The organism is Nocardia mangyaensis, from assembly GCF_001886715.1.
GTDB classification, from domain to species: domain Bacteria; phylum Actinomycetota; class Actinomycetes; order Mycobacteriales; family Mycobacteriaceae; genus Nocardia; species Nocardia mangyaensis.
Map to the genome: position 1 here is coordinate 7,080,192 of NZ_CP018082.1, position 17,760 is coordinate 7,097,951.

The 17,760-nt window shown below is 68.6% G+C and carries 19 protein-coding genes; 12 read left to right on the forward strand and 7 right to left on the reverse strand.

Features of this window, described 5'->3' with window-relative positions; all coding sequences use genetic code 11:
* Positions 1–62 precede the first annotated feature (62 nt).
* Positions 63–968 carry an NAD(P)-dependent oxidoreductase gene (locus BOX37_RS32150; RefSeq protein WP_276207276.1) on the reverse strand — a complete coding sequence of 302 codons (906 nt, stop codon included), beginning with the start codon at positions 966–968 and terminating at the stop codon, positions 63–65.
* A gap of 115 nt (positions 969–1,083) precedes the next feature.
* Here BOX37_RS32150 and BOX37_RS32155 point away from each other — a divergent pair, with 115 nt between their 5' ends.
* Positions 1,084–1,446, forward strand: coding sequence for a winged helix-turn-helix transcriptional regulator (locus BOX37_RS32155; protein ID WP_071930898.1), 363 nt, complete (start codon positions 1,084–1,086; stop codon positions 1,444–1,446).
* Here the strand turns inward: BOX37_RS32155 and BOX37_RS32160 are convergent, their stop codons facing one another.
* On the reverse strand, positions 1,447–2,583 hold the full coding sequence (locus BOX37_RS32160; protein ID WP_071930899.1) for a glycerate kinase: 1,137 nt from the start codon (positions 2,581–2,583) through the stop codon (positions 1,447–1,449).
* A 216-nt stretch (positions 2,584–2,799) separates the two neighbouring features.
* On the opposite strand from BOX37_RS32160, the gene BOX37_RS32165 reads away from it, so the two are divergent.
* Positions 2,800–3,111 carry a GNAT family N-acetyltransferase gene (locus BOX37_RS32165; protein ID WP_071930900.1) on the forward strand — a complete coding sequence of 104 codons (312 nt, stop codon included), beginning with the start codon at positions 2,800–2,802 and terminating at the stop codon, positions 3,109–3,111.
* On the opposite strand, the gene BOX37_RS32170 is transcribed toward BOX37_RS32165, so the two are convergent.
* A complete protein-coding gene (locus BOX37_RS32170; RefSeq protein ID WP_071930901.1) occupies positions 3,105–3,866 on the reverse strand; it encodes a lysophospholipid acyltransferase family protein in 762 nt (253 codons plus the stop codon). The two genes, BOX37_RS32165 and BOX37_RS32170, sit on opposite strands and share 7 nt — an antisense overlap.
* 106 nt (positions 3,867–3,972) lie before the next feature.
* Here BOX37_RS32170 and BOX37_RS32175 point away from each other — a divergent pair, with 106 nt between their 5' ends.
* From BOX37_RS32175 to BOX37_RS32185, 3 genes are all read left to right on the forward strand, one after another.
* Positions 3,973–4,611 (forward strand): YqgE/AlgH family protein, encoded by a 639-nt coding sequence (locus BOX37_RS32175; protein WP_071932061.1) that lies wholly within the window; start codon positions 3,973–3,975, stop codon positions 4,609–4,611.
* Positions 4,612–4,678: 67 nt separating this feature from the next.
* Positions 4,679–5,188, forward strand: coding sequence for a sigma-70 family RNA polymerase sigma factor (locus tag BOX37_RS32180; RefSeq protein WP_071930902.1), 510 nt, complete (start codon positions 4,679–4,681; stop codon positions 5,186–5,188).
* Positions 5,185–5,883 (forward strand): zf-HC2 domain-containing protein, encoded by a 699-nt coding sequence (locus tag BOX37_RS32185; protein WP_071930903.1) that lies wholly within the window; start codon positions 5,185–5,187, stop codon positions 5,881–5,883. The genes BOX37_RS32180 and BOX37_RS32185 overlap by 4 nt, the downstream gene beginning before the upstream one ends.
* A gap of 50 nt (positions 5,884–5,933) precedes the next feature.
* Here BOX37_RS32185 and BOX37_RS32190 read toward each other — a convergent pair whose 3' ends face one another.
* From BOX37_RS32190 to BOX37_RS32200, 3 genes are all read right to left on the reverse strand, one after another.
* A complete protein-coding gene (locus tag BOX37_RS32190) occupies positions 5,934–6,710 on the reverse strand; it encodes an ABC transporter permease (RefSeq protein WP_071930904.1) in 777 nt (258 codons plus the stop codon).
* Positions 6,707–7,681, reverse strand: a complete 975-nt coding sequence (locus BOX37_RS32195; protein WP_071930905.1) for an ATP-binding cassette domain-containing protein — start codon at positions 7,679–7,681, stop codon at positions 6,707–6,709. Before BOX37_RS32195 ends, BOX37_RS32190 begins: the two co-directional genes overlap by 4 nt.
* 113 nt (positions 7,682–7,794) lie before the next feature.
* The gene (locus BOX37_RS32200) at positions 7,795–8,322 is read right to left on the reverse strand and encodes an EXLDI protein (protein ID WP_071930906.1); all 528 of its coding nucleotides are present in this window, start codon (positions 8,320–8,322) and stop codon (positions 7,795–7,797) included.
* Between the two features lie 167 nt (positions 8,323–8,489).
* Here BOX37_RS32200 and BOX37_RS32205 point away from each other — a divergent pair, with 167 nt between their 5' ends.
* From BOX37_RS32205 to BOX37_RS32225, 5 genes are read left to right on the forward strand one after another with little or no spacing between them, the layout of a single operon-like run.
* Positions 8,490–10,226 carry a thiamine pyrophosphate-binding protein gene (locus BOX37_RS32205; protein ID WP_071930907.1) on the forward strand — a complete coding sequence of 579 codons (1,737 nt, stop codon included), beginning with the start codon at positions 8,490–8,492 and terminating at the stop codon, positions 10,224–10,226.
* Positions 10,223–10,882 (forward strand): SRPBCC family protein, encoded by a 660-nt coding sequence (locus tag BOX37_RS32210; protein ID WP_071930908.1) that lies wholly within the window; start codon positions 10,223–10,225, stop codon positions 10,880–10,882. Before BOX37_RS32205 ends, BOX37_RS32210 begins: the two co-directional genes overlap by 4 nt.
* Before the next feature lie 8 nt (positions 10,883–10,890).
* The gene (locus BOX37_RS32215) at positions 10,891–11,904 is read left to right on the forward strand and encodes a 3-oxoacyl-ACP synthase III family protein (RefSeq protein ID WP_071930909.1); all 1,014 of its coding nucleotides are present in this window, start codon (positions 10,891–10,893) and stop codon (positions 11,902–11,904) included.
* On the forward strand, positions 11,901–12,944 hold the full coding sequence (locus BOX37_RS32220) for a pyridoxal phosphate-dependent aminotransferase (protein WP_084761093.1): 1,044 nt from the start codon (positions 11,901–11,903) through the stop codon (positions 12,942–12,944). Before BOX37_RS32215 ends, BOX37_RS32220 begins: the two co-directional genes overlap by 4 nt.
* Positions 12,945–13,003: 59 nt before the next feature.
* On the forward strand, positions 13,004–13,387 hold the full coding sequence (locus tag BOX37_RS32225) for a cupin domain-containing protein (protein ID WP_071932063.1): 384 nt from the start codon (positions 13,004–13,006) through the stop codon (positions 13,385–13,387).
* Positions 13,388–14,057: 670 nt separating this feature from the next.
* Here the strand turns inward: BOX37_RS32225 and BOX37_RS32235 are convergent.
* Complete coding sequence (locus BOX37_RS32235; RefSeq protein ID WP_071930910.1) at positions 14,058–14,465, reverse strand: SdpI family protein; 408 nt, start codon at positions 14,463–14,465, stop codon at positions 14,058–14,060.
* Between the two features lie 214 nt (positions 14,466–14,679).
* Here BOX37_RS32235 and leuS point away from each other — a divergent pair, with 214 nt between their 5' ends.
* Both leuS and BOX37_RS32245 read left to right on the forward strand, forming a co-directional pair.
* Entirely contained in the window at positions 14,680–17,526 is a 2,847-nt protein-coding gene (gene leuS, locus BOX37_RS32240; RefSeq protein ID WP_084760472.1) for a leucine--tRNA ligase, read from the forward strand.
* Between the two features lie 9 nt (positions 17,527–17,535).
* Positions 17,536–17,733 carry a DUF5808 domain-containing protein gene (locus BOX37_RS32245; RefSeq protein WP_071930912.1) on the forward strand — a complete coding sequence of 66 codons (198 nt, stop codon included), beginning with the start codon at positions 17,536–17,538 and terminating at the stop codon, positions 17,731–17,733.
* Positions 17,734–17,760: the final 27 nt, after the last annotated feature.

The following is a 17,760-nucleotide window of genomic DNA, read 5'->3' on the forward strand; positions in this document are numbered from 1 at the left end:
GCGCCGGACGGAAAGGTGCGTGAATCACGCTGGGCCCCGGATCAATCGGAACGGCATCGGATTCACTGCCCCTTGATCAGTTCGAAGGTCGAGACCGGCTTGCCCGCTGCCTCGCTGGCGGCAATGGCCTTGCGCCAGTAGGTCTGGGCGAGGTGGGAGAACCCGGCATCGACACCGACCTCCTCACTGGCGTCGATGATGTGCTGGGCACCTGCGTCCATCATCCTCAGGCTGGCCAGGTCGGCCCAGCCGCCGTTCTGGTTGGCGACCGAGAACTCCTCCATGAAGTACGGGTACGCCTCGCTCGAGCGCACCGCGAAGGGCACGAACTGGGCGATGTCGTGGCCCGAGCGGGCGATCATCGCGGTGGCCTGGTCGAAGGCGATCAGCCACGGATGGAAGACCGTCAACAGGGCCTGGTAGAAGATCTGCGCGAGGCCGTCGTCGGCGCCCAGGTACTCCTGCGGGCTCAGCGGGCGCAACAACTCGGCGTGCGCGTCGAAGACCGCTTTCGGACCGCTGTAGAAGATGTAGGACGCCGGGTGCTCGATGTTGTCGCCCGCCGACATCACGCCGCCGGAGAGGAACTGCGCGCCACGCTCGCGCACCCAGGCCGCACCGGCGCGCGCCTTCTCCGGCGAATCGGAGGACATGTTGGCGATCACCTTGCCCGGCAAGGCTTCCGACGCCTGGCCGAGTACGTCGTACATGGCGGCGTAGTGGGTCAGGCTCAGCACCGACACCTCGTTGGCCGCCAGCGCCTCGGCGACGGTCTCGGCGCGCTTGGCGCCGAGTTCGACCATGGCGTCGACCTTGGCGGTGCTGCGGTTCCACACCGTCACCTCGACACCGGCCGCGAGGAAGGCGCGCACCATGGCCTGCCCCATCGGGCCGAGGCCGAGGACGGAAACGGAGCGGTTGTTGTTCTGCTCGGACATCTGATGCCCCTTCGATTCTCGATACTGGATGGTTCGGCGCCGAAATCCATGGTGGTCGGCGCGGGTATCGTCGGGGAAGACCGAACGTCGGAGTGTGGTTGCTTACCTCGAGGTTCGAAATACGGTCAGAGAGGTGCACCCGGAGATGAACAGTGACGTAGATCACGACACGTGCGGCATGAGCCTGGCCATCGATGTGGTGGGCGGCAAGTGGAAACTGCATCTGATGTGGGTGCTCGGCGACGGACCACAGCGATTCGGCCAGATCCGGCGCATGCTCGACGGGGTGAGCGAGAAGGTGCTCACCGAGAATCTGCGCCAGCTGGAGAGCTCCGGCGTGGTGCACCGCGAGATCTATCCCGAGATCCCGCCGCGCGTCGAATACTCGCTGACCCCGCTCGGCGACACCCTGCGCGTCGCGCTGGCACCGCTGGAGCGCTGGGGCGACCAGCACCGCGCCGAGTTGAGCGCGAAGACCCTGCCCGCCCAGGTCGGCGTGGCGCTGTAGCTACAGGTGCCGGGCGGCGATGCGCTCGCCGATGCGTTCCAGCAACTCCGACGCCCGCGCCATCGACCGCGCGGGATCGGCCTCGATCGCGCTGAGCGGATAGCACCCGGCGAATCCGGCGGCCCGAATCTCCCCCGGCGACAACAGGGTTCGCCCCACCGCCGCGACCACCGGTACTCCGGCCGCCTTGGCCGCCGCCGCGACCCCGACCGGAGCCTTGCCGTGCATGCTCTGGTGGTCCAACGAGCCCTCCCCGGTGACGACCAGCGCCGCCCCCTGCACCAGCGCGGGGAATTCCAGCAGCTCGAGCACCACATCGATCCCGCTGCGCACCTGCGCGCCGAGCACCGCCAGCGCGCCGAACCCGGTGCCGCCCGCCGCGCCCGCACCGCCGATCTCGGCGTAGCCCTTGCCGAGCACCGCTGCCCAATTCGACAGCGCCGCTTCCAGTTCCACCATCTGCCGCGCGCTGGCACCCTTCTGCGCCGCGTACACCGCGACCGCGCCCGCCGGGCCGAGCAGCGGATTGTCCACATCGCAGGCCAGCGTGAAGCGCGCCTGCGCGACGGCGGGGGCGAGCCCGGCCCGGTCGACCGAGCACACCTGCCGCAGCAGCGCAGCGACATCGCCGGAGCCGTTCACCCCGGCGGTCAGCTCCCGGCCCACCCGATCGAGCAGCCGCAAGCCCAGCGCCCGCAGCAGACCGGCGCCGCCGTCGGTGGAGGCACTGCCGCCGAGCCCGAGCACGATCTCGCGCGCACCGTTGTCGAGCGCGTGCGCGACCACCACACCCAGCCCGTAGGTGCTCGCCCCGAGCGGGTCGAGCCTGCCGCCGGGCAGCTTCACCAGCCCGACCGCCGAGGCCAACTCGACCACGGCGGTGTCGCCGTGCACGGCGTATACCGCCGTCGACGACTCGCCGGTCGGCCCCGGCGCGCGGACTTCGACACGCCGCCAGCCCGCGGCCGCGAAGGCGTCGACCATGCCGTCACCGCCATCGGCCACCGGCACGCACCGCACGTCCGCGGCGGGCGCGCCCCGGCGTATTCCAGTGGCCAGCGCCGCCGCGACCTCGGGCGCGGCGAGCGAACCCTTGAACTTGTCGGGGGCGAGCACCACACGCGGTCGGACGGTCATCCCGACATTCTCCGGGCTCGAATCGAAACCCGCCACCAACAAGTCCCACACCCCCGAACGCACCCACCACGCCCGACCTCGAGGTGGGCCCCGTCCGGTCGGTCAGGTGCCGCGGCGTAGGCGACGAAGGAGCGAGCCGCGGGTGCCCTGACCGGCGGGCCCCACCGGGCCGCGGACACGCGCGGCGCGGTGCGCCAAGGGTGCTAGCGTCGGGGCATGGCGACCGAGGTCCGCAAGAATGCCGCGCTGGAGCGGTTCGAACTCACCGCCGACGGGGCCCCCGCCGGATATATCGAGTACCAGGACACCGGGGACGAGCGCGGTCTCGTGCACACCGAGATCTATCCCAGGTTCGAGGGCAGGGGCCTGGCGAACGTACTGATCCAGGCGACGATGGACGCCAGCCGCGCCGAGGGGTTCAGCGTGCTGCCGCTGTGTCCGGTGGCGCTGCATTTCGTCAACACCCATCCCGAATACATCTCGCTGGTCCCGCAGCGCTCGCGGGCGCTGTTCGGACTGCCTCAGTAGTGGGCGACGGCCCCGTCGACGGCGTGTTGCAGTTCGTCCTTGGCGAGCCGGGCGATGTCGGCGGGTCGCTGCGGTAGTTCCAGTACCGGCGCACGGAAGTAGAACGCGGCCGACACCACTTCCTCGGCGGTCGGTGCGATGGCGGGGTCGGGGCGCGGTCCGTAGCTCATGGCGAGGGCGACCAGCGCGGGCGGGGCACCCAGCTTGGCCGCGCGGAACGCGATGTGGCCGATGCCGCTGCCGACCGCCTGCACCGTCGCCGGATCGACGTGGTTGCAGGTGCCCTCGGGGAAGACCGCGAGGTGATCACCGTTGGCCAGTCGCTGCGCGCACACATCCATCATCCGCTGACCAGCGGCGTTGACCGCCCGGATGCCGTGGTCCTTGCCGCGGAACACCGGGATCCCGCCCATCATGTCGACCTTGCGACGCTGCTCGGGATCGAGGAACAGCTCGTCCTTGGCCAGCACCCGAACCCGCCCGATCTTCGCGCGCAACGGTGAGCGCCACGCGGTGGCGGCGACGGTGTACGGGTCGCTGGTGGAGAGGTGGTTGATCGCGAAGATCACCGGGCGCCCGCTCTTGACGAGTGCCGTCAACTGCCGCTTGGCGCCCTCGGCGAAACTCACCCGCGGGCGGAAGCGCCGGGCGAGCACCGCGTAGGCGGCCAGCGCCTTCCACCGATTCTGCTGATGTCGCAGGTAGTAGTCGTACACAGCGTCGTTGTCATCGAGCAGGACTTCGGGCGAGTGCATAGCGCGACCCTACCGTTCGACGATCCACGGCCGCTGACAAGAAATTTTCCGGTTCTTGGTCGTCTGCGACGAGCGCGTGACACCGGTCCAATGCGATGATGACTCAGTGGCACGCGGAGACGACCCGGACGAGCGCCGGACTCGCGACGGGCACGGCGACGACCGACGCCGCGGCCAGCCCGCGGCGGGCGTCCGCGCGGGCAATCTGTTGGTGTCGGCGATCGATCTGGTCGAGCCGACCTTCCGGCGGACCGTCGTGTACATCATCGAGCACAACGAAGCGGGCAGTCTGGGCGTCGTGCTCAACCGGCCGAGCGAGACCCCGGTGGTCGATGTGCTGCCCGCGTGGGCCGAGTTGGCCGCCTCGCCGTCCGATCTCTATATCGGCGGCCCGGTGAAACGCGACGCGGCCCTGTGCCTCGGCACGCTGCGCACCGGTGTCGACATCAGCGAGGTACGTGGTCTGCGCCGGGTCGACGGGCGCGTGGTGCTGGTGGATCTGGACGCCGATCCGGCCGAGATCGGCCCACTGGTGGAGCGGATCAGGATCTTCGCCGGGTACGCGGGCTGGTCGATGGGTCAGCTCGACGGCGAACTCGACAACGACGACTGGATCGTGGTCTCGGCGCTGCCCTCGGACCCGATCGCCACCGATCGCCACGACCTGTGGTCGGGTGTGCTGCGCCGCCAACCGCTGCCGCTCGCGCTGCTGGCGACCCATCCGATTGAACTCGAACGCAACTGACCCCGTTACTCCTTCGACCGGGTAGGAGTGACCATGTATTCCGACGAGCAGTGAGGGCGACCGCCCGATGGACGACGGCCGCGACGAACTGATGCGCGCGCTCTACGCCGAGCACGCGCCCGCGCTGTGGCGCTTCACCCTCGGCCTGGTGCGCGATCCCGGCCGGGCCGAGGACATCGTCCAGGAGACCCTGCTGCGCGCCTGGCAGCGCCCCGCTGTGCTGGAACAGACCGACACCTCCCCGCGCGCCTGGTTGTTCACCGTGGCCCGGCATCTCGCCGTCGACGAGCACCGCAGCGCCCGCCATCGCCGCGAGTTCGGCACCGACACCCCACCCGAGCAGGTGAGTCCCGACCAGTCGGATCGGGCCCTCGACGGCTGGCTGGTCGCCGACGCGCTCAGCACGCTGAGCCCGGATCATCGCGAGGTGATCGTGCGCGCCTACTATCGCGGCCTCGGGATGCAGCAGATCGCCGACGAACTCGGCATTCCGCCTGGCACGGTGAAGTCACGCCTGCACTACGGCATGCGGGCGATGCGGCTGGCATTACAGGAGATGGGGGTGACGAACCGATGAACGATCGCGCTGACGAGTACAGCACCTGGGACGCCGCCTATGTCCTCGGTTCACTGAGCGCCGCCGAGCGGCGCGAATACGAGGCGCACCTGATCGACTGCCCGCATTGTGCCGAGGCGGTGGCCGAACTGGCCGCGATGCCGGGCATGCTCGCCTTGGTCGACCGCGAGACCGCGCTGTCGATGATCGAATCCCCGGCCGCCGCGCCGCCGCCGGTGCCGGATCTGATTCCCACGCTGGCCGCGGCGGCCCAGCGCAGGGAGCAGCGGCGCCGGTGGCTCGGGATCGGCAGCGCGGTGGCCGCCGCGGCTGCCGCGGTGGCGATCGCGATTCCGATCACCGTGACGGTCGCGCGGTCGGATGCCTCGACCGAACAGGTCGTCGCCCAGCAGGAGATGCGCGCGGTCGAGCAGACGCCGATCAGCGCGCAGGTGAAGCTGGTCCGCGACGGTGAGCGCACCCGACTGGTGATGACCTGCCGCTACCCACCCAGCGAGGTGGGTTCCAGCTACGTCTGGACCTACGGTCTGGTCGTCACCGCGGGTGAGCAGCGGATCGAACTCGACCAGTGGCCCGCGGGGCCGGGCACCGAACTCACGGTGGCCCGCACCATCGACGCCCCGCCGGAGTCGATCAGCAGCGTGGAGATCACCTCGGTGGATTCGGGCAAAACGGTGCTGGTCGCTCAGGTCTGAGACAGCGAACAGCCCCGGCGGGTTCCGGGGCTGTTCGACCGGGTCGTCGATCAGTTCTGCTTGCGGAAGATCGACATCGACCAGAAGTAGCCGCCCGCGGCGATCGCCACGCACCAGGCCAGCGAGATCCAGCCGTTCGCGCCGATCTCGGTGCCCATCAGCAGTCCGCGCAGCGTCTCGGTGATGGGCGTGAAGGGTTGGTACTCGGCGAATTGGCGCAGCCCGACCGGCATTGTCTCCGTGGCTACCAGCCCGCTGCCAAGGAACGGCAACATGATGATCGGAAAGGGTGCGTTGCTGGCGCTTTCGGCATTGGGTGAGATCAGGCCGAGCGCGATGGCGAGCCAGGAGAGGGAGAAGGTCACCACCACCAGCAGACCCAGCGCGGCGAGCCACTCGATGAGGTTCGCGTTGGGCCGGAACCCGATCAGCAGTGCGACGCCGGTCATCACGAGGATGCCGCCGGTCGCTTGGAGAAGTGCGCCGAGCACCTTCCCGGTGAGCACCGACGACTGCGAGATCGACATCACCCGAAAGCGGTTCACGATCCCCTTGCTCGCGTCGGTCGCGATCGACACCGCGACCGATACCGTCATGTACGCGGGCAGCAGCAGCATCATGCCGGGTGCCAGATAGTCGATGTAGTTGCCGCCGGAGGACTTCTCCAACGCCCCACCGAAGACGAAGTTGAACACCAGCAGCAGCACGGTCGGCATGATGATGATGCTGAAGACCATGCTCGGGTACCGCTTGGCGTGAATCATGTTGCGCCGCAGCATCGTCATCGTGTCGGCGAGGGCGTAGCGCTGGGTGGTCCGGGTGGTCATCGCAGAGACTCCTGCTCGGTGGTGGTCGCACGGCCGGTGAGGGTGAGGAAGACGTCGTCGAGGTTGGGGGTGTGCACGGAAATGCCGCCCGCTTCGATGTTCTCGGCATCGAGCAGATCCAGCACCGCGCGCAAGGAACGCACGCCGCCGTCGCCCGGAACGGCGAGGGTGAGTCCGTCGCCGCCCTCGAGTACCTGGGCGGCGGAGCCGAATGCGTAGCGTGCGGCGTCCAGGGCGGCCTGCTCACGGAAGTCGATGCGGATGTGCCCGCCGGGGATCAACCGTTTCAGCTCCGCCGCGGTGCCTTCGGCGACGATGCGGCCGTCGTCGAGCACCGCGATGCGGTCGGCCAGGCGATCGGCTTCCTCCAGGTACTGCGTGGTGAGGAAGACGGTGACGCCCAGATCGTCGACCAGGCCGCGGATGATGTCCCAGATGGCACGGCGGCTGCGCGGGTCGAGTCCGGTGGTCGGCTCGTCGAGGAAGATCACCTTCGGGTCGCCCACCAGGGTCATCGCGAGGTCGAGCCTGCGGGTCATGCCGCCGGAGTAGGTGCCGGCCGGTTTGTCGGCGGCCTCGACCAGGTCGAAGCGTTCCAGCAGTTCGGTTGCCAGCCTGCGGGATTCGCGCCGGGGCAGGTGCTCGAGGTCGCCCATCAGGTGCAGGTTCTCGCGACCGGTCAGCAGTTCGTCGACGGCCGCGAACTGCCCGGTGACGCCGATCAGCGCCCGCACGCTCGCTCGGTCGGCGCGCACATCGTGGCCGCCGACGGTGATCTCGCCGGCGTCGGCGCCGATCAGCGTGGTGAGGATCTGCACGGTGGTGGTCTTGCCCGCGCCGTTCGGGCCGAGCAGGGCGAAGACGGTGCCCTCGGTGACGGCGAGGTCGATGCCGTCGAGGACCGTGTGGTCGCCATAGGATTTACACAGGCCGCGTGCGGTGATGGCGGGTCCCGGATGACCGTTGACCATGGTGGTCGTTCCTTCCAGTTCTCATTAAGTTCTGCGAATATGTGCATGAGTCATCGACACAACCCCCAGGGGGCTGCGGTGACGATGTGAGTGTGCGGTTGTGGTCTTCAGCGCTAGATGTCGAGCTCCTCCACCTGCGGATGCGCGGTGATGTCCTCGACCTTGCGGTACAGCTTGTCCGGAATGCGGCCCTTCAGCGTCGCGAGTTCGTCGATGATCTCGTACTCGTAATCGCCCCAATCCCAGGGCCGGTCGCCGATGCCGAACATCCGGCGCCAGTATTTCCAGTCCTTCATGTCGCCGGCGGCCTCGCCGGTCGGATAGTCCCGCCACAGCGCGGTGTGCGTGTGCAGCACGAACTTGCCCTTGCGACTGCGATAGACCCGCTGGTGCAGCACCCGCTCGTCGCCGACGTCGCGCCATTCGCCCAGTAGCGAGCCCTGGAAGCGCACCTGCCGGACGCCGTCGCGACCGACCTGCAAGGTGATCTCCTCGAACCCCGCCTGACGCCCCTCCTCCAGCTCGATGAGCCGGCGCAGCGCGGCGACAACGGCGCCGGAGAGGTTGCCGCCGATGAGCTCCTGCGCCCGCTGGAACAGGGGTAGATCGTCATCGGCCACGTAGATCGTCTTGTTGGGCATGAACTCACTATACGTAGATGTATACGTACACACAAGGGGTGGATTTCGACCACCCTGTGAACCCGTCCCCGAGCCACGCCGTATCCCTCGTGTAGTCGACGATCCGTGCTCCGGATATCCGCTGGTCAGCACGATCGCCGACGAATACTCGCGCCGAAGGAGAACCGATGCCGGACAGAGTGGTCGACTATCTGGTGGGCGCGGTCGCCGACCTGGGGATCACCCAGATATTCGGTGTCGACGGCGCCAATATCGAGGACCTCTACGACGCGATCTTCGACGCGGGCGGACACCCGGCCGGGATCGTCGCCAAGCACGAGTTCTCGGCCGCCACCATGGCCGACGGGTACGCCCGCAGCACGGGCGGACTCGGCGTTGTCGCCGCGACCTCCGGTGGCGGGGCGATGAATCTGGTCGCGGGGCTGGCCGAGTCGTATGCGTCGCGGGTGCCCGTACTGGCGCTGGTCGGCCAGGCGCCCACTGTCCTGGAAGGACTTGGCGCCTTCCAGGACTCGAGCGGACTCGCTGAATCACCGGATGCGGCAGCGCTGTTCGCAACGATCAGTCGCTACTGCGCGCGAATCACCGATCCAGCCGAACTGCCTGCTCAGCTCGCAGCAGCACTCGCGGCGGCACGCGGCGGTGGACCTGCGGTCCTGCTCCTCCCCAAAGATGTGCAGCAGCAGTCGATGCCGACCGACTCGGGCGCCGCACCCGGCGTCAACTCCCACGCTCCGACCGAGCGCAGACAACGCACCGTCCCGACTGATGCCCTCGCCTCGCCCGAGCTCGACGAGCGCCGCGCGGCGCTGCGCCGGGTCGCCGATGATCTCACCGCTGCTCGGGCGCTCGGCACAGTGGTGGTCATCGCGGGCGACCAGGTGGCCCGCGACAACGCCCGTGCCGAACTAGCCGAGCTGGTGTCCATGCTGGACGCCACCATCGGCGTGGCTCCCGACGCCAAGGATGTCTACCCCGCGACAGGTCCGGGATACAGCGGCGTCGCGGGCAGCATGGGTCATCCCGAGCTGGTCGCGGCACTGGAGTCGGCGAGTGTCTGTCTGCTCGTCGGCACCCGCCTGCCGGTGCCGACCCGCGCCGGTTTGGAATCGGCGCTGACCAGCCGCACGTTGCTCAGCCTCGGCGTGCTGGCGCCGTATCTGCCCACCGCCCATGCGCCGAGCACCGATCTCGCTGCCGACATCACCTGGCTGCTGGGACAGCTGGATCCGGCACCGTCGAGCAGTTCGGCGAGCACACCGACGCCGCTACCGGTACCCGAGACATCGGGCCCCGGCCTGCGGTATCGCACCGTCGTCGAAGCCATCCAGACCGCGCTGCCTGCGCGCGCGGACATCTTCGCCGACGCGGGCAACACCGGCGCCGCGGTCGTGCATCATCTGCGGGTGCCCGAGGGCGGACGATTCGTCGTCGCCCTCGGCATGGGCGGGATGGGGTACGCCTTCGGTGCGGGTATCGGTTCCGCGTTCGCCCGCCACGACGCGACCGATGGTCGGCACCGCACGGTCGTGATCGCGGGTGACGGCGCGTTCTACATGCACGGCATGGAGATCCACACCGCCGTCGAACACGCGCTGCCCATCACCTTCGTGGTGTTCAACAACAACGCGCATGCCATGTGTGTGACTCGCGAACAGCTCTACTACCGAGATCGCTACAGCTTCAACCGTTTCCACACCGCACACCTGGGAGCGGGCATCGCGGCCATGTTCCCCGGGCTGCCGGCCCACACCGTCACCGAACCCGCCGAGCTCGCCGACGCGCTCCATCACAGCTTCACCGCCCCCGGACCCGCCTTCCTCGAAATCGTCTGCGACCCCGACGAAGTACCGCCTTTCCTGCCTTTCCTGTCGACCATCGAATCCGCGAGGAGCTCCCAGTGACCACCAGCGCCCTGCCCGCACTCAGCGACATCCCGGAGGGGGTGGTACCCGGCGTGCTGCGCATCGAGAACTCCGACCGGGAAGCGACCACCCCGATCATCATGGACATGCTGCGGTCGGTGTATCCGCACGACCAGATCTTCGGCGAGTACTGCCCGGTGCAGACCTATATCGCCGCGCCGCCACGCGAGGTATACGAGTATCTGGCCGACACCCGCTCGCTCGAGGAATGGACCTACAGCCTGCGCGGTTTCACCGAAACCGACGAGCCGGGCCTGTGGCTGTCCTACGACCGGCTGGGCGATCAGACCAAGTGCTTCACCCGCACCGTCGCCCACCCTGACGCGATGACCGTCGACTACCACTGTGCCTGGGACCAGTCCGAACACCTGTGGATGATCTACCTGATGCGGGTCGTCGACGCGCAGGTGGTGTTCGACAAGCCCGGCTCGGTGGTGCTGTGGGTCAACTGCAAACACCCCTTCTACGACGAGAACGGCTATCCCGAAACGGCTCCGCCGAAACGGCCGGTCTGGGTCGGTGACTTCTGGGAGATGTTCTCGGCCGGGCACCAACTGGAGCTCGACAATCTCAAAGCCATCTGTGAGTACCGTGCGGCGCACGGTCTCGCGATCAAGCCGGAGTGGATGCAGTGAATTCCCCCATGCCCCAGGTGAGCCTGGTCGACGTCGCGAGCTACCTGCCCGGCGAACCCGTGCCGACCGACTATTTCACCCAGTACTCCCGGTCCGAGCGAATGGCGAAGAACGTGATGTTCCGTTCGCCCACCGGCCGCCACCACATCGCCCGCGACGAGACCGCTGTCGACATGGCCGAACGGGCCTTCGCCGCACTGCGCGAACGCCACGGTGACGGGCTGGCCGCCGAGCTCGACATCATCATCACCCACACCCAACTGCCCGACAACCCGGTGCTCGGGGCCGGTCCCGAGCTGGCCCGACGACTCGGCGCGCGCCCCGCCCACGTCCTCGATGTGCACAACGGCGGCTGTGCGGCCTTCGTGCACATGATGTCGCTGGCTCGGATGATCATGGCAACCAGTGCGGCGAAGACGGCACTGGTCGTCGCCGCGCAGAACTGTGCCGGGCCGGTGTTCACCCAGCCCGAGATCCGCAAACTCGCCCAGGCGCCGGTTCCCGGTGACGGGTGCGGGATCGGCCTGCTGCGCAAGGATGATTCGGCACCGATCCTCGACATCGATTGCCGTACCTATCCCGAATTCGCGGGCGACATGGACTTCTCCACCAACGGCCCGCGCAAGTATTGGGAACCCGGTGAGGGCCAGGGCTGTGTGAGTTTCACCGAATCGAAGATCACCAAGGTGTTCGCGCGGGGCAATCGGCTGGTGCCCGAGGTGGCACTGGCGGTGTGCGAGCACATCGGCGTGAAGGGCCGCGACATCGATACTCTCGTCACCAATCAGCCGAACAGGCTGTTCCTGCGCAACTGGCACGACGCGCTGGAACTTCCCGCCGAGCGCCATCCCGACACCTTCGATCAGTGTGGAAACCTGTTCGCCGCGGGCATTCCGGTGACGCTCGACGTGGAGAACCGCGCGGGTAGGTTGCGCAATGGTTCGGTGGTGCTGTTGTCGGCCTTCGCGCACGCGGGCGATTTCGCCGGTGCGGCGGCGATCCGGTGGGGGGCGGCGCGATGAGCGTGCTCGTCGAACCGACCCTTCCGTCGCAGCGGGTGCGCGATTCGGCCCCCGCGCTGTTCGATCTCGGGCTCAGCGAGAATCCTTTTCCACCACTGCCTTCCATCATGACGGCGGTGAGCGAAACGATCGGCCAGGCGAACCGGTATCCGGAGTTCCTGCCCCAGCGGTTGCCCCGGATGATCGCCGAACATCTCGGGGTCGGCGCGGCGGAGGTGGTCGTCGGCGCGGGCGCCACCGGTGTCGCCATGCAGGTGATGCGGGCCCTGGGCACCGGCGAACTCGTCACCAGCACACCGACCTTCGACGGGTACCCGCTGATGGCGGAGATGGCGGGCCTGTCGCTGGTACCGGTGCCGCTGGACACCGCCGGTGACCAGGACCTACCGGCCCTGCGCCGCGCGGTGAACCGGCGCACCGCGCTGATGGTGCTGTGCCGACCACACAACCCGACCGGCACGGTGCTCGACACGGGCGCCGTACGCTCCTTCCTCGCCGCCATCCCCCGCCGGGTCCCGGTGCTGCTCGATGAGGCCTACGTCGAGTTCCTCGCCCCCGCCGACCGCCTCGATCTGCGCGCCCTGCTCCACCGGCACGCCAATCTGCTGATTCTGCGCACCTTTTCGAAGGCGTACGGTCTGGCCGGCCTGCGCATCGGCTACTGCGTCGGCCGCGGCGAGCTGATCGAACGAATCCGCGCCCAGCAGTTGCCCTTCGGCATCGGCACCGCCGCGGTCGCCGCCGTCCGCGCCGCCTACGCCGCCGACGACGAACTCCACAGCCGCGTCACCCACATCAACACCGAACGAGAAGCCCTCCGAAATACCCTCCGCGCCTGCGGAATCGACGTCCCGGCCAGTCACGCCAACTTCCTCTACCTCCCCGGCCCAGGCGTCGCCACCGCCCTGCGCCGCGCAGGCATCCGCGCCAAGCCCTACCCCGACGGAAGCGCCCGCATCACCGTCGGCGACCCCGCCGCAGGCCGCGCGGTCCACGCGGCTCTGCGCGACCTGCGCGGACCATGGCGCCAGATCGACTGATGCCCTGGCCGGGACAGCTGTTCCCACACGGCGGCGGCCGGGTGGTGTTCGATGTCGGTATGACTCGGTGGCGAGACCGTGAATTCCGCCCCAACCCCGCTCCGGCGGTCGGCACCGCCAGCCGCACTCTCCTGCGTCTGCGCGTGGCCGGCCACGACATCGTGCTCCGTCGCACCCGCATCGCTCCCGGTGGCACCAGCGGGTGGCACTATCACGACGGCACCCTGTTCGTCGTGGTCACCCGGGGCGTTCTCGACCACCCCTACCTCGAACGCGGGCCCGCCGAATACCCGCGCTTCCACGTGTTCCGCGAGCCGAGCGGCCCCGCGAACGCCCACGTCGCCCGCAACGGCGGGCCAACCGAAACCCGCATCCTCGTGCTCTACCTCAACCCCGCGAACAGTCCGCTGTCTCACTCGGTACCGCCGCCAACGGACGGCTGAAGCGTCGATTCAGCTCCCACTTCCGCCGCCACTGCTACTGCTACTGTCACCACCCCCGCCGCTGTCCGACCCACCGAGCGAGGCGCTGCCGGAACCACCGTCTCCGTGCACGGATGTCCCGCCGACACCGAACACCGTCAGCCAAGCAGTCGGCCGCTTCCACCCTCCGGCCCGACCAACGGAGAACCAGCGGCGAACGAGTTCACGCCCCCCGAGGAACCCCAGCGCGACCGCGACAACCAACAGCGGAACACCCACCATCGGCGCCTGCCCCAACGCGATTCCCCCGACAACAGCGAACAACAAACCCGCTACGAACACCATGTCGACCTCCCCCTGAGTGCCCTCAGTACCTTTGGTACCCCCGCCCCCCATCGCCGAAACCCGGCCGCCGGAATCGAGCCGACGCGCTGGTCGAGCGGCCTCGGCTCGGCGTATCAGGATCTTCGAGCCGGCGATGTCGCGCTCGTCGGCGAGGTGCTGTCGCCCGGCAACTCGCAGACCGATATCGAGTCGAAGAAAATGCGATACGCGAGCGCGGGCATTCCCTGGTATTGGGAAGTTGTCCTGGCGAGGGAGTCGAGCGCGATCGCATCGGTGCGCGCGTATGGCCTCGAGACCGCGCCGGGGCGACTCCCCATCCACCATGACGGCGTAGGCGCGGGCAGGTTCAGTTGGCCGGGGCGCAGGTCTCGCGCAGTGAGCAGCCGCCGCAGGAGGAGCCGCAGCCACCGACGGGAGCGGGAGGCATCAGGGGCTCGACGGTACGGGCGGCGGCGTTCGCGCCCGCGCCGAGGGTGAAGACGGCGACGACAGCCACCAGCACGGCCACGCCGAGGGCCGCGAAACCGCCCGCGACCAGGGCCACCAGACCACCGGCGAAGAGCAGGAAACCGGCACCGACGGAGGTGGGGGCGGCGATGCGGTTGGCGATGCGGAAGTTGTCATCGCTGTGCAGTGCCGCTTCGGTGGTGACACCGACGAAGCGGTTGCGGGGCAGCTTGCCGATCAATCCGAGCACGCCGGTCGCGATGGCGACCGCGGCCAGCGCGAACAGCAGGAGAGCGACGACGACCATTCCTGCAGGCTAGCGCACCCGCGACGACACCGGAATCAGTGCTCCCCGCCGAGGTGACCGCCCCCACACCGGTGCGTGCCTCGGCTCGCACCGGGTACGCGCCGCCCAGGCCGCAGTCTCGGCCCATGGGAAATCCGATAGCGTCGACGTTCTACCCTGTTGGACAGTGTTTGGAATGGTTATCGGGAATCGGCGAGAACAAGAAGGCAGGACCGTGCAGGACACTCGTACTACCGAGAGTGACGTACCTCAGCACCGGTACAACGCCGAGCTGGCTGGGCGGATCGAGCGGCGCTGGCAGCAGAACTGGACCGAGCGCGGCACCTTCCACGCGCCCAACCCGGTCGGCCCGCTCGCGGGCGAGACGCCTGCCGACAAGCTGTTCATCCAGGACATGTTCCCGTTCCCCTCGGGTGCCGGCCTGCACGTGGGCCATCCGCTGGGCTACATCGCCACCGATGTGTTCGGCCGCTACCACCGCATGCACGGCCGCAACGTCCTGCACGCGCTGGGCTACGACGCCTTCGGCCTGCCCGCCGAGCAGTACGCGGTACAGACCGGCGCGCACCCGCGGGTGACCACCGAATCGAACATCGCCACCATGCAGCGTCAGCTGGACCGCCTGGGTCTGGGCCACGATCCGCGCCGCTCCTTCGCCACCACCGATCCCGAGTACTACCGGTGGACACAGTGGATCTTCCTGCGCATCTACAACTCCTGGTACGACCAGGAAGCCGGTCGCGCCCGGCCGATCGCGGATCTGGCAGACCAGTTCGCCAGCGGCGCGCGCCCGGTTCCCGACGGTGACTGGAACACGCTGAGCGCCATCGAGCGCGGCGCGCTACTGGACTCGTATCGCCTGGTGTACCAGTCGGATTCGATCGTCAACTGGTGCCCGGGTCTGGGCACGGTGCTGTCCAACGAAGAGGTCACCGCCGACGGCCGCAGCGAGCGCGGAAACTTCCCGGTGTTCCGTAAGCGCATGTGGCAGTGGATGATGCGGATCACCTCCTATGCCGATCGCCTGATCGACGACCTGGACACCCTGGACTGGCCCGACAACGTGAAGTCCATGCAGCGCAACTGGATCGGCCGATCCCGCGGCGCGCAGGTGCGTTTCGACGCACCCGAGGACGAGACCATCGAGGTGTTCACCACCCGCCCCGACACCCTGTTCGGCGCGACCTACGTGGTGCTGGCCCCCGAACACGAGCTGGTCGACAAGCTGACCGCCGCCGCCTGGCCGGACAGCACCGAGGCCCGCTGGACCAACGGCGGCGCCGCCACTCCGGCGCAAGCCGTCGCCGCCTATCGTGAGTCGATCGCGGCCAAGACGGATCTGGAACGCCAGGAGAACAAGGAGAAGACCGGCGTCTTCCTCGGCTCCTACGCGACCAACCCGGCCAACGGCAAGCAGGTGCCGATCTTCATCGCCGACTACGTACTCAGCGGCTACGGCACCGGTGCGATCATGGCCGTCCCCGGCCACGATGGCCGCGACTGGGAGTTCGCCACCGCACTGAGCCTGCCGATCGTCGAGGTGATCTCCGGCGGCGACATCACCGAAGCCGCCTGGTCCGGTGACGGCGAACTGGTGAATTCCGACTTCCTGAACGGACTTTCGGTCGACGAGGCCAAGGCGACCATGATCGGTCACCTGGAGGCCGAGGGCCACGGCACCGGCACCGTCCAGTACAAGCTGCGCGACTGGCTGTTCGCTCGCCAGCGCTACTGGGGCGAGCCGTTCCCGATCGTCTACGACGCCGACGGTGTCGCGCACGCGCTGCCGGAATCCATGCTGCCCGTGGAACTTCCGGAGATGGAAGACTTCGCGCCGGTCACCTTCGACGCCGACGACGCGAACTCCGAGCCGTCCCCGCCGCTGGCCAAGGCCACCGACTGGGTCACTGTCGAACTCGACCTGGGCGACGGACCCAAGCAGTACCGCCGCGACACCAATGTCATGCCCAACTGGGCGGGCAGCTCCTGGTACCAGCTGCGCTACGCCGACCCGACCAACACCGAGACGTTCTGCGCCGAGGAGAACGAGAAGTACTGGCTGGGCCCGCGCACGGCCGAGCACGGCCCGAACGATCCGGGCGGGGTCGACCTGTACGTGGGCGGTGTGGAACACGCGGTGCTGCACCTGCTGTACGCGCGGTTCTGGCAGAAGGTGCTCTTCGACCTGGGTGACGTGTCCGGCAGCGAGCCCTACCGGCGCCTGTACAACCAGGGCTACGTCCAGGGGTACGCCTACACCGATTCCCGCGGCGCCTACGTGCCCGCCGCCGAGGTGGTCGAACGCGACGCGAAGTTCTTCTGGACCGGTCCCGACGGCGTCGAGATCGAGGTCGCCCAGGAGTACGGCAAGATCGGCAAGTCGCTGAAGAACGCCATCTCGCCCGACGAGATGTGCGATCTCTACGGTGCCGACACCTTCCGCTTCTACGAGATGTCGATGGGTCCGCTGGACACCTCCCGCCCCTGGGCCACCAAGGATGTCGTCGGCGCGCACCGCTTCCTGCAGCGCGTGTGGCGCCTGGTGGTCGACGAGGAGACCGGCACGGTGAAGACCACCGACGCCGCGCCCTCGGACGAGACCCTGCGCCTGGTGCACCGCACCATCGCCGGCGTCGACGAGGACCTGGCCGCCCTGCGCGACAACACCGCCGGTGCCAAGCTGATCGAGCTGACCAACCACCTCACCAAGAACTACCCCGACGCCGCACCCCGCGCCGCCGTGGAACCGCTGGTGCTGATGCTGGCCCCCCTCGCCCCCCACATCGCCGAAGAACTGTGGGAACGCTTGGGCCACACCGCATCCCTGGCCCACGGACCCTTCCCGACCGCTGATCCCGCACTGCTGGTGGCGGATTCGGTGGAGTACCCGATCCAGGTGAAGGGCAAGGTCCGCAGCCGCATCCAGGTCCCCGCCGATGCCGACCCCGCCGCCATCGAGGCCGCGGCGCTGGCCGACGAGAAGGTCGTGGCGCTGCTCGACGGTCAGGCACCGCGCAAGGTGATCGTGGTTCCGGGAAAAATGGTCAACATCGTCCCCTAGGAGGCCACCGTGACCGACCGCGACGACACCCGGGTTCCCGAACCCCAGGGCACCCTCGCCGGTATGCCCTACGACTGGCGCCGCCCCACCTGGGCCCGCGTCAAGGCGCGCGCGTGGAACCCCGACGACCCCCGCCTGTTCACGCCCAAGGCGTTCGGCTGGGGCTACGACCTCAACCTCTACCGCCTGTTCCACCGGCGCCGCTGATCCGGAGGGGAACCTCGGCGCGCTGCC